Annotated in this window: 15 protein-coding genes; 6 read left to right on the top strand and 9 right to left on the bottom strand. The window is 62.7% G+C overall.

Annotated features, from left to right (window positions below; genetic code table 11):
• Positions 1-1,284 (top strand): chaperonin GroEL (gene groL / locus AC0L2X_RS04680; protein WP_352468344.1); only part of this gene is annotated, 1,284 nt, incomplete at its 5' end.
• Between the two features lie 212 nt (positions 1,285-1,496).
• On the opposite strand, the gene AC0L2X_RS04675 is transcribed toward groL, so the two are convergent.
• Positions 1,497-2,096, bottom strand: coding sequence for a TetR/AcrR family transcriptional regulator (locus AC0L2X_RS04675; RefSeq protein WP_473554796.1), 600 nt, complete (start codon positions 2,094-2,096; stop codon positions 1,497-1,499).
• Between the two features lie 98 nt (positions 2,097-2,194).
• On the opposite strand from AC0L2X_RS04675, the gene AC0L2X_RS04670 reads away from it, so the two are divergent.
• The 3 genes from AC0L2X_RS04670 to AC0L2X_RS04660 are packed head-to-tail and all read left to right on the top strand — an operon-like array spanning position 2,195 to position 4,104.
• Complete coding sequence (locus tag AC0L2X_RS04670) at positions 2,195-3,205, top strand: zinc-dependent alcohol dehydrogenase family protein (protein ID WP_473554793.1); 1,011 nt, start codon at positions 2,195-2,197, stop codon at positions 3,203-3,205.
• 48 nt (positions 3,206-3,253) lie between these two features.
• Positions 3,254-3,700 (top strand): OsmC family protein, encoded by a 447-nt coding sequence (locus AC0L2X_RS04665; RefSeq protein ID WP_473554792.1) that lies wholly within the window; start codon positions 3,254-3,256, stop codon positions 3,698-3,700.
• Positions 3,701-3,717: 17 nt separating this feature from the next.
• A complete protein-coding gene (locus AC0L2X_RS04660; protein ID WP_352492571.1) occupies positions 3,718-4,104 on the top strand; it encodes a nuclear transport factor 2 family protein in 387 nt (128 codons plus the stop codon).
• A gap of 103 nt (positions 4,105-4,207) precedes the next feature.
• On the opposite strand, the gene AC0L2X_RS04655 is transcribed toward AC0L2X_RS04660, so the two are convergent.
• Entirely contained in the window at positions 4,208-4,723 is a 516-nt protein-coding gene (locus tag AC0L2X_RS04655) for an OsmC family protein (protein ID WP_352492572.1), read from the bottom strand.
• A 54-nt stretch (positions 4,724-4,777) separates the two neighbouring features.
• Positions 4,778-5,203 (bottom strand): GFA family protein, encoded by a 426-nt coding sequence (locus AC0L2X_RS04650; protein WP_352492573.1) that lies wholly within the window; start codon positions 5,201-5,203, stop codon positions 4,778-4,780.
• A 193-nt stretch (positions 5,204-5,396) separates the two neighbouring features.
• On the opposite strand from AC0L2X_RS04650, the gene AC0L2X_RS04645 reads away from it, so the two are divergent.
• Complete coding sequence (locus AC0L2X_RS04645) at positions 5,397-6,431, top strand: AraC family transcriptional regulator (RefSeq protein ID WP_473554789.1); 1,035 nt, start codon at positions 5,397-5,399, stop codon at positions 6,429-6,431.
• Positions 6,432-6,491: 60 nt separating this feature from the next.
• Here AC0L2X_RS04645 and AC0L2X_RS04640 read toward each other — a convergent pair whose 3' ends face one another.
• Positions 6,492-7,103, bottom strand: a complete 612-nt coding sequence (locus tag AC0L2X_RS04640; RefSeq protein WP_473554787.1) for a LysE family translocator — start codon at positions 7,101-7,103, stop codon at positions 6,492-6,494.
• A gap of 84 nt (positions 7,104-7,187) precedes the next feature.
• Positions 7,188-7,607: a nuclear transport factor 2 family protein gene (locus AC0L2X_RS04635; RefSeq protein ID WP_352492576.1), complete on the bottom strand. Its 420-nt coding sequence runs from the start codon at positions 7,605-7,607 to the stop codon at positions 7,188-7,190.
• 160 nt (positions 7,608-7,767) lie between these two features.
• Between AC0L2X_RS04635 and AC0L2X_RS04630 the strand changes: the two genes are divergently transcribed.
• Positions 7,768-8,697 (top strand): AraC family transcriptional regulator, encoded by a 930-nt coding sequence (locus AC0L2X_RS04630; protein WP_473599286.1) that lies wholly within the window; start codon positions 7,768-7,770, stop codon positions 8,695-8,697.
• A 37-nt stretch (positions 8,698-8,734) separates the two neighbouring features.
• Here AC0L2X_RS04630 and AC0L2X_RS04625 read toward each other — a convergent pair whose 3' ends face one another.
• The 4 genes from AC0L2X_RS04625 to AC0L2X_RS04610 are packed head-to-tail and all read right to left on the bottom strand — an operon-like array spanning position 8,735 to position 9,924.
• Entirely contained in the window at positions 8,735-9,073 is a 339-nt protein-coding gene (locus AC0L2X_RS04625; protein WP_352492636.1) for a YkgJ family cysteine cluster protein, read from the bottom strand.
• Between the two features lie 50 nt (positions 9,074-9,123).
• On the bottom strand, positions 9,124-9,288 hold the full coding sequence (locus AC0L2X_RS04620; protein WP_352492578.1) for a hypothetical protein: 165 nt from the start codon (positions 9,286-9,288) through the stop codon (positions 9,124-9,126).
• 1 nt (position 9,289) lies between these two features.
• Entirely contained in the window at positions 9,290-9,697 is a 408-nt protein-coding gene (locus AC0L2X_RS04615) for a hypothetical protein (RefSeq protein WP_352492579.1), read from the bottom strand.
• Positions 9,697-9,924, bottom strand: coding sequence for a hypothetical protein (locus tag AC0L2X_RS04610; RefSeq protein ID WP_352492637.1), 228 nt, complete (start codon positions 9,922-9,924; stop codon positions 9,697-9,699). Before AC0L2X_RS04610 ends, AC0L2X_RS04615 begins: the two co-directional genes overlap by 1 nt.
• Between the last annotated feature and the right edge of the window lie 122 nt (positions 9,925-10,046).

Below are 10,046 nucleotides of genomic sequence, written 5' to 3'. Positions count from 1 at the left end.
GCCGACGTCGTCGCGACGCTGATCAAGAACGCCAAGAAGATCAAGACCTCGGAAGAGGTTGCCCAGGTCGGCACCATTGCCGGCAATGGCGATGTTTCGGTCGGCTCGATGATCGCGGAAGCGATGCAGAAGGTCGGCAATGAAGGCGTCATCACCGTCGAGGAAGCCAAGACCGCCGAGACCGAGCTCGAGGTCGTCGAAGGCATGCAGTTCGACCGCGGCTATCTCTCGCCCTACTTCGTCACCAACGCCGAAAAGATGGTTGCGGATCTGGAAGACGCCTACATCCTTCTCCACGAGAAGAAGCTCTCCAACCTGCAGGCCATGCTGCCGATCCTCGAGGCTGTTGTGCAGACCTCGAAGCCGCTGGTCATCATCTCGGAAGACGTCGAAGGCGAGGCCCTGGCCACGCTGGTCGTCAACAAGCTGCGTGGCGGCCTGAAGATCGCTGCCGTCAAGGCGCCGGGCTTCGGTGATCGCCGCAAGGCCATGCTGGAAGACATCGCCATCCTCACCGGTGGCCAGGTCATTTCCGAAGACCTCGGCATCAAGCTCGAGAATGTCGGCCTGAACATGCTCGGCCGCGCCAAGAAGGTGTCGATCTCCAAGGAGAACACCACCATCGTCGACGGCGCCGGCAAGAAGGCCGAGATCCAGGGCCGCGTCGCCCAGATCAAGCAGCAGATCGAGGAGACCACCTCGGACTACGACAAGGAGAAGCTGCAGGAACGTCTCGCCAAGCTGGCGGGCGGCGTTGCCGTCATCCGCGTCGGCGGTGCGACCGAAGTGGAAGTCAAGGAAAAGAAGGATCGCGTCGATGACGCCCTCAACGCGACCCGTGCGGCCGTCGAAGAAGGCATCGTTCCCGGCGGCGGCGTCGCACTGCTGCGCGCTTCGCTGAGCATCAAGGCAACCGGCGCCAACTCCGACCAGACCGCGGGCATCAGCATCGTGCGTCGCGCGCTGCAGGCTCCGGCCCGTCAGATCGCCGCCAACGCCGGTGCGGAAGCATCGATCGTTGCCGGCAAGATCCTTGAGAACAAGGGCGCGACCTTCGGCTACAACGCCCAGACCGGCGAATATGGCGACATGATCGCCATGGGTATCGTCGATCCGGTCAAGGTTGTGCGCACGGCTCTGCAGGACGCGGCCTCGGTCGCCGGCCTGCTGGTCACCACCGAAGCCATGATCGCGGAGGCTCCGAAGAAGGAGTCGGCTGGCGGCGGCATGCCTGGCGGCATGGGCGGCGGCGGCATGGGCGGCATGGGCGGCATGGACTTCTAATCCAACCCATCAGCCTTCAGATACGGAAAGGGCGGCCGAGAGGTCGCCCTTTTTTGTTGATGGGACGGAGGATGAGAGGCTGTCCGATTCCAAGCGGAAGCATACAACTCACCCCCTCTTCGGCGTCGGCGCAGAACGTGAATTGCAGAGCTGGAGTGTCGGCACTTCAGCAGGGCTCCGCGCTGGCCTCGATGCCCTGGAAGCGCGAAACGTCAATGCGCCGTGACGGCGATCTCTTTCGCCGGCAATGCCCCCTCAATCAGCGCCGCGACCTCATCGGCTACCGCCAGCACCGGGGCGCGGTCGTGGGTGGCGCGCGCGATCACCATCAGCCCTTCCAGCGATGATTCGACCAGCAGCGCCAGCGCATGCGCGCGTCGCTCGGACACCCCTGCCCTGACGAAGGCGGCCCTGAGCAGGCCTATCCATTGCTCGAAAGCCGAGCGGCACAACTCGGCCAACTCCGGCATGTCCGTCGGCGAGTCCAACACTACGGGCGCGATCGGGCAACCGAGCGTGAACTGGTTGTCTTCCAGCATGCGCGCGACCGACTGGTAGATGTGGTGGACAGCCACCGCCGGGTCCTTTTCGGCAGCGAGCGCGGCGTCCAGCCTCTGCGTCACATCGGCGACGCTATCGCGCGTCACCTCGATGACCAGCTGATCCTTGCCGCCCGGAAAGTGGAAGTAGAGCGAGCCTCTCGGTGCGCCTGAGGCGCTCAAGATGTCGTTAAGCGACGTGCCGTGGTAGCCGCGCTGCCTCAGCAACAGCGCCGTCGTCTCGAGTATGCGGGTGCGGGTGTCGTTCGCCATGTCAACCTCTGTCAGGAGTGCGCACTATAGGCCTTGCCTCGAATATGACAACCGGTCTATATAATATGTAGATCAGTCTACATACTAGCGAGAGGCAAATGCGCAATTATCGTCTTGAAGAAACCGGCGGGACCAAGTGCCTAGTGATGCGCGAGGAGGCGCAGCCGACGCCGAAGCCGCACGAGATCGTCGTGCGTGTCCGCGCCACCTCGCTCAACCGCCGCGATACGATGATCCTCAACGGCACCTACCCGCTGACGCCGCGCCAAGGCGTTATCCCGCTGAGCGACGGCGCCGGCGAAGTCGTTGCCGTCGGCGATTCTGTCACCCGTTTCGCCGTCGGCGACCGCATCACCGGCAGTTATTTTGCGCGCTGGATCGACGGCCGCATCAATGCCGGACTGATCGACCAACTTGGCTGCACGCTGGATGGGATGCTGGCTGAATACGCCGTGCTCGACGAACAATGGGTTGTACGGCTTCCCGATCATCTCGACTGGCATCAAGCAGCGACACTAACCTGCGCCGGCCTGACCGCCTGGAATGCGGTGACGGCGGCCGAAATGCCGAAGTCCGGCCAATGGGTTCTGGTAATCGGTTCAGGTGGTGTCGCGCTGTTTGCGCTGCAATTTGCCAAGCTGCTCGGCTGCCGTGTCGTGGCAGTCACCTCGCGCAGCGAGAAGCTGGACCGGCTGCGGGCGCTGGGCGCCGACCTCGTCGTCTCGACCGCCGACATGCCGGAATGGGGTGCTGCGGTGCGCGAGCAGACCGGCGGCATCGACCTCGTCGTCGAGACCGGCGGCCCGCCGACCTTCGCGCAATCGATGATCGCCTGCGCGCTTTACGGGCGCATCGTGCTTCTCACCATACAGGATGCGAAAGGCGGGACGGTGCAGATCCCCGGCCCCGTCTACCAGCGCAGCCTCGCCACCATCAGCCGCCTGTTCGTCGGCAATCGCACCAACCTCGAAGCCATGCTGCGCGCCATCTCGGTGCATCGGCTCAAGCCTGTCATCGACAAGGTGTTCGCCTTCGACGAGTCCAACGACGCCTACCGCTATTTCCAGCAAGGCGACGTCTTCGGAAAGGTGGTCGTCGACGGCGCCTGACTGGTTCGCTCAAAAACTGATCAACCCTCAAATCAAAGGAGAGACACAATGACCATTCGTGAAGCAGAGGCCCAATGGCAGGGATCGTTGAAGGAAGGTTCGGGCCGGCTGAGGCTCGGCAGCGGCGTCTTTGAAGGTGCCTACTCCTTCCCGTCGCGTTTCGAGAACGGTCCCGGTACCAACCCCGAGGAATTGATTGCGGCGGCGCATGCCGGCTGCTTCTCGATGGCGCTGAGCGCCATCCTCGGCCGCGAAGGTCACACTCCCGCGCACATCCGCACGATCGCGAAAGCGCATCTCGGCGCCAGCGCGGCCGGACCGACGCTGACCCGTATCGAGCTGGAGACGGAGGCAAGCGTCGCCGGGCTGGCGGCGGCTGATTTCGAGCGGCTGGCGCAGACCGCCAAGGAGAGGTGCCTCGTGTCGCGGGCGCTGGCGGGCGTCGCCGTGATCACGCTCAGCGCCCGCCTCATCGAAACCGCTACTGATCACTGAAGGGAAAGGAATATCCAATGACACAGGAACTCATCATCGACATCGCCGCGGCCAAACGCTCCGCCGAAACCGCCGAGATCATGCGGCGCTACAACGACGTGTTCCAGCGCCACGACCCGTCGGCGCTCGACGATCTGGTGGCGGAAGATTGCGTGATCGAGAACACCACGCCGGCCCCGGACGGCGCCCGCCGCATCGGCAAGGGCGCTTGCGTCGAACTGTGGTCGGCGATCGCGACCGGACCCGGCACGCGCTTCGACATCGAAGAAACCTTCGTCGCCGGCGACCGGGCAACGATCCGCTGGCGCTACTGGATGGCCGACGGCAATTCGCTGCGCGGCGTCAACCTGATGCGCGTCAAGGACGGTCGGATCGTCGAGGCGATGGGCTACGTGAAGGGATAGCGCTTGGCGCGACAAAGCTGCATTCAGCCAAGCTGCGTTCAGTGAGGCCGCGCTCAGGCCCAGCCCGGAACCCCCAAAGTCTAGGATTCCGGGCAGGTCGTGGCTACCGCACGACCTTGTGAAGCTTCACGAAGGTCTTGGGACTGCGCTGGATCGTCTGGAAGATCACGCAATAGCGATCGGTGAGCTCGAGCAGGTCAGTCAGCCGGTCTTGCGCAACGTCGGTCTCGATGTCGAACCGCAGGCGGATCTCCTTGAAGCCGACCGGCACACCTTCGGTGACGCCGAGCGTGCCGCGAAGATCGACGTCGCCCTCGGCGGAGATTTCGGCCGACTTGATCGGTATTTCGAGAACGGCGGCCGCCGCCCTCATCGAGACGCCGGCGCATGCGATAAGGGCTTCCAGCAGCATGTCGCCGGAACAAAGCTCCCGTCCGCTGCCCCCGGCCTTCGGATGGATGCCCGCCAGCGCGAGCCCACGTCCTGTCTCGACCTTGCAGGTGACCTTGGAGTCGTCGGCACTGCCCCTGGCCTTCAGCGTAAGAAGTGCCGCGCGCGCATCCTTGCGATAAAGATCCTTGATCGGCTCCTGCGTGGCGCGAAATGTCGTGATGTCCATGCGTATTCTCCTGTCGTGAGATGTGGCTGTTCGAAATCGTGTGTCATTGCCGGGTTACTCCGGCACGCTCACGCCCGAGCCCCCGAGTTCGGCGGGGAAGTCTTTCAGCTTCGGCAATCCGTCCTTCATCGGCAGGACCGTCTCGGCGTAGTTGACGTGAACCCCCGGCGTGAACTTCACCGTCGGTATCGTGGCCGCATAGACGTCGACCAGTCCGAGCGGCGGATGATCGGTCATCAGATGGCCGCCGCACTTCGTGCAGAACTGACGGTTGCTCATGTTTGACTTCGCGAAGCCGGACAGGAACTCCTCGCCCTTGGTGACCTTGACGTTCTCCGGCTTCCACAGCGTGAAGGCGTTCACGGGAGACGCCGACCACGAACGACAGGAACTGCAATGGCAGTAGCCCATCGCCTCGGCCGCTCCGTGCACTTCGATTTCCACGGCGCCGCAAAAACACCCGCCCTTATGTACCGTCATGACTTAGATCCTCATCTTTCTTGAGTTCGACTGCACTCAGCACCTGATTTGAGACAGAGCTCAGCACCGACGGGATTTTAAGGCTTCCGGCAATGAACGGAATGACGGGGCGTCCGCCTCACTTGACAGCGCGTCCGGAACTCGAAAGGGATGTCGCGCCGGGTTGCCGCGCAACTTACGGGACATGGATGGAATGGCCGGGGACGCTCTGTCTGACCTCTTGAAAAAGGTGTGTCTCACCGGCGCGACGTTTTTCGACATCGCGGCCCAGGACCCCTGGGCGGTCTGCTCGCCCTCCCCCGCCTCGATACTGCCGAGGATACTGCCGGGCGCGGATCACCTGATTTCCTACCACGTGCTCACGGCTGGCCGCTGCTTCGCCCGCATCATCGGCAAGGAGGCGATAGCCGTGGAGGCAGGCGAAGTCGTGGTCTTCACCAGGAGCGATCCGCATATCATGTCGAGCAATCCGGCCCTGCGCGCGGATCCGCCGACCGCGGATGTGCTGGATATCGCCGCCGCCAGCCAGACACCGTTTCCCATCAATTACGTCAAGGACGGATCGCTGTCGGCCCGGCTGGTATGCGGCTATCTCGCTTGCGATGCACTGCCCTTCAATCCGCTGCTCGAAGCGCTGCCGCCGGTCATCAAGGCCGGAGACGTGAAAGGCGACGGCGGCTGGCTCGGCCAGTTCATCAAGCTGGCGGTATCGGAGGTCGCGGAAAAGCGTGCGGGCAGCGAGACGGTGCTCACCAAGCTCAGCGAATTGATGTTCGTCGACGTGCTGCGCCGTTATGTGGAGTCGCTGCCGCCACAACAAACCGGCTGGCTGGCGGGCCTGCGCGATCCGCATCTGAGCAAGGCGCTGGCGCTGATCCACGACCGGCCGGCGCACAATTGGACGGTGGAGGCGCTGGCGAAGGAGGCCGCGCTGTCGCGCACCGTGCTGGCCGAGCGCTTCACGAAACTCGTCGGCATGCCGCCGATGCACTATCTCGCCAAGTGGCGGATGCAGATTGCCTCGGAATTGCTCAGCGCCGGCAACAGCAACGTCGCAAACATAGCGGCGGAAATCGGCTACGAGTCCGAGGCGGCGTTCAGCCGTGCCTTCAAGAAGATGATCGGCGTCCCCCCGTCGGCCTGGCGGCTGGGCGTCCGCGCTGCGTCCGGTTTCGGAGGCAACGAGCCTTCCGAAACCGCAGGCGGGCCGGCCGATCCGCAGCGGTAAGCAATTCCAGGAAAGGTGTGAAACGGTTTTCCGCCCGGAATTGCGTCAAAACAGAGAGATCTAGCGATCCGCCAGCGCCAGTTTGGCGCCGAGCATGACAAAGGCTCCGGCGAAGGTGCGGCGCATCCAGGTCAGCACCTTTGGCCGCGACACGACATGGCTGCGGATCGACGCCGCGAAGATGCCGTAGCCGACAAAGACCACGAAGGTGAGCAGCATGAAGAGGCTGCTGAGCTCCAGCATCTTCGACAGCGCGTGCGGTTCGGTGGTGCTGACGAATTGCGGCAGGAACGCAAAGAAGAAGATCGACAGCTTCGGATTGAGGATGTTGATCAGAATGCCGGAGGCGATCACTTTGCCGGCCGAGCGCGGCGCGACATCTTCGTCGACACTCAGGCCGCCCTTCTCCTTCAACGTGTTCCAAGCCATGTAAAGCAGGTAGGCGACGCCGAGATATTTCAGCGTTTCGAAGGCGACGGCACTCGTATGCAGCAGAGCCGCGAGGCCGGTGATGGCGGCCGCCATGTGCGGGATAATGCCGAGCGTGCAGCCGAAAGCGGCAATGACGCTGGCGCGCGCACCACGCGAAAGCCCGGCGCTTAGCGTATAGAGAACGCCGGTACCGGGCGAAGCCACGACAATCAGCGACGTCAACAGGAATTCGATGCTCACGGATGGTCTCCCGGCGTTGGCCCTGCCGCCGGCAGCGTAATCAGCGAAACGTGCGGGCACAAGCCAGCCTGAGCCTATCCGCATTCAGATCATGCTGTTGGCGTGCAGCTTGCTATCGGCGATAGGCTGCCGAACTTCCCAGTGTTCGACGAGCTTGCTGTCCTTCAGCCTGAAAATGTCGACGATGGCCAAGCCTTCCTCCTCCAGTTCGCGTTTTGCGTGCATGTGCACGATGACGAAATCCCCTTCGGCAAAAATCCGCTTCACCTCTCCCCTCACGAGGGGAAATGACTGTTTGAGCTGCTGCAGATAGGCTTTGAAGCCGTCCGCGCCATCCGCAATGTTCGGATTGTGCTGGATATAGCGTTCGCCAAAATGCATCGAAGCGGCTTCGATGTTGCCTTGGTTTACCGCTTTGTCGATGAAGTCCAGGACGATCATCTTGTTGGTCTCGAGCGAACTATGAGCCTTGGCTGGAAGTGGATTTGATGGTTCGTCACGCATGTTTGCTCCGTCAGGTGCCTGCTTCTGCCCGGTGCGGACAGGAGCGTCCGCACGCCGACATTGCCAACATAATCTGTCGCGATTGTGAGATGGTCGATACGCTATTCCGCTAGATTCTTATCCAATCGTCTAATAGCGTCGTCCTATTCATCGTTGGAGGATGGTTCTCGTGGACGCCTTATCCGAAGTTCTTGCTTCGCTGAGATTTGGCAGCGCCATGATCGGCAGCGCGACCCTGCATCGGCCGTGGGGTATTTCGGTCGATCCGACAAGGAATGCCGCCATCCACGTCATACAGAGCGGCGAATGCTGGCTGCGGCTAGCCGGTGAAAAGGAGCCGATCCGCTTGGGCGAGGGAGACGTCATCCTTGTCGCGAGCGGTATCGGGCATGCTCTTTGTAATCCGTTGGATGCACCAACGGCATCTATATCCGCCGTCCTTTCCGCAAATCGGAGCGGACCAGAACCGAAAAGCGAGAGCGGCGCGACAACTCTTCTTTGTGCGAGATATTCACTCGACGGCGTCGGGCCATACCCGATGGTTTCGCTGCTTCCTCCGCTGATCCATTTGACCCGAAATCAGATAGGCACCAGCGAGCCGCTGCGGCTTGCCCTGGAACTTCTGCAGGTCGAAGCGAAAGGCAATCTCGGCGGCCACGATATTGTCGCCCCACGCCTTCTCGACAGCACGTTGATCTTCTTGTTGCGTGCCTGGATCGAACATCAGCCTCTCGGAACAGGAGGATGGTTTGGCGCCTTGCGCGACAAAGGCATTGCGCAGGCTTTGCGCATGATCCACGAGCAGCCGGGCAATCCCTGGACTATCGCTTCCCTTGCCAGCGGCGCGGCACAGTCTCGAGCCACCTTCGCGCGTCGCTTCGCTCAACTCGTGGGACAGCCGCCGCTATCCTACGTGACCCGGTGGCGGATGAACCTTGCCGCCAGGGCGCTGCGGGAAACGAACCAGAACATTGGCGAGATCGGGCGCGCCGTCGGATATGAATCGGTGCCGTCGTTCTCGCAGGCATTCAAACGGTTGACCGGAAGATCGCCCGGCCTCTACCGCAGCGACTTTCGATCATCTGACTGAGGAAATTCAAACTGGGACGCAAGCCCGGGGGCCGCGATTACGGCGTCGGCAGCCCGTGAGCCCGGCGCGCCATCAGGCAGTCGTCATCGCCCGGCATGCAGGCGCGGCAGACGTCGGGGCGGATCTCGTAGATGCCGCAGGCGGTGGACTTGCCGACCTCGCCGCACAGTGCCGAACAGCGCGCGCCGTCGCAGCGCATGCCGGCTTCGTCGGCAGCCACGTATTTTTGCGGGATAAGGTCGAGCTGAGCGTCATCCTCGGTGGAAAAGCGCGGCCATCTGGACGAGTAGGCGCAGCAGGCGCCACAGGTCTGGCAATCGAAGGCAACCGGGTCGGCGCCCTCTTGTGGCGATGAAAAATCCCCTGCGACCTCCAGGGCAAGCAGCCTTGGCGCAGATTTCCGGCCGGCATTTTGCTGCAAGGGCGCTATTTCTTCTTCGGCTTGCGCGGCGGTGCTTCGGCCGGCGACCTGAACAGATCGGTGCCCGCCTCGGCGGCTTCACCGGTTTTTGGGGCGGCGGCCGGCTTGGCCGGCTTCACGGCGGCAGCAGGCGCTGCCGGCTGGTTCTTCGCAGAAAACTTGATGGCCATATCAATCCTCGTCAGAGAAACGCGATGATGGCGCATTCGGATTGCGAAGGCGGCCGATGAGCGCCGAAACGGCCGTGATGTTCATTTCTTCGGGCGACCAGTTCCTGGCTTCCTCGATGTGCCGGGGGGCCAGTTCGCGATGCGTGCTGCCGCTGTAGGCGGCGTCCTGAAAGGTCACGCGCTCGTGGGTCTTGGCGTTTTCCCGGACGTATTCAATCAGATAATTGGGGCATTCGGCGCGGCCGCGCACGCCGAGCCGCACCTGGGCATCGCCGTGGACACGCCTGCAGCGCTCGAGCTTTTCGAGCACGCGCCGGACATATTCGACCGGCTTGTCGAGTTCGCTCACCACATCGGCGATGGTCGAATCTGCGGCGATCGCCTTTTGAGGCACGCGTTTGGTGGCCATCAGCGTTTGCCTGCGCGTTTCGGCGAGGCCGCGAGCGCAACCGCCGCCGCCATTTCGTCGGCTTCCTTTTCCAGGCGCAGTTCGCGCAGCCGTGCGGTCTTGGCTTCGCGGGCCTGGCTGACGGCATCCCGTTCGGAATTGATGCGGTCGAGCGACATCGACTGGGTCCGCGTCTTGCTAAAAATGGATTCGGCCTGGTCGCGGGGTTTTTTTGAAGTTTCGGTCAAGGTCTTTCTCCCGGTTCGGAGCGCGCCGCCGAAAAGGTGGCGAGACTGGTCTTTCGGCCAGGATCCCGCACAAAGCAATACGGCAGCCGGTTTCAAATTGCTGAAACGTCCTTAGCACGTCT

The sequence above is a fragment of the Mesorhizobium sp. WSM4828 genome, assembly GCF_055811175.1.
The sequence above is the reverse complement of the archived record's forward strand: the minus strand, read 5'-3'. Positions and strand labels throughout refer to the sequence as shown.

Excerpts from the sequence above, each read along its gene's own strand:
- AC0L2X_RS04675 (WP_473554796.1), bottom strand. The coding sequence starts at position 2,096 with ATGGCGAACGACACCCGCACCCGCATACTCGAGACGACGGCGCTGTTG.
- AC0L2X_RS04670 (WP_473554793.1), top strand. The coding sequence starts at position 2,195 with ATGCGCAATTATCGTCTTGAAGAAACCGGCGGGACCAAGTGCCTAGTG.
- AC0L2X_RS04665 (WP_473554792.1), top strand. The coding sequence starts at position 3,254 with ATGACCATTCGTGAAGCAGAGGCCCAATGGCAGGGATCGTTGAAGGAA.
- AC0L2X_RS04660 (WP_352492571.1), top strand. The coding sequence starts at position 3,718 with ATGACACAGGAACTCATCATCGACATCGCCGCGGCCAAACGCTCCGCC.
- AC0L2X_RS04655 (WP_352492572.1), bottom strand. The coding sequence starts at position 4,723 with ATGGACATCACGACATTTCGCGCCACGCAGGAGCCGATCAAGGATCTT.
- AC0L2X_RS04650 (WP_352492573.1), bottom strand. The coding sequence starts at position 5,203 with ATGACGGTACATAAGGGCGGGTGTTTTTGCGGCGCCGTGGAAATCGAA.
- AC0L2X_RS04645 (WP_473554789.1), top strand. The coding sequence starts at position 5,397 with ATGGCCGGGGACGCTCTGTCTGACCTCTTGAAAAAGGTGTGTCTCACC.
- AC0L2X_RS04635 (WP_352492576.1), bottom strand. The coding sequence starts at position 7,607 with ATGCGTGACGAACCATCAAATCCACTTCCAGCCAAGGCTCATAGTTCG.
- AC0L2X_RS04630 (WP_473599286.1), top strand. The coding sequence starts at position 7,768 with ATGGTTCTCGTGGACGCCTTATCCGAAGTTCTTGCTTCGCTGAGATTT.
- AC0L2X_RS04620 (WP_352492578.1), bottom strand. The coding sequence starts at position 9,288 with ATGGCCATCAAGTTTTCTGCGAAGAACCAGCCGGCAGCGCCTGCTGCC.
- AC0L2X_RS04615 (WP_352492579.1), bottom strand. The coding sequence starts at position 9,697 with ATGGCCACCAAACGCGTGCCTCAAAAGGCGATCGCCGCAGATTCGACC.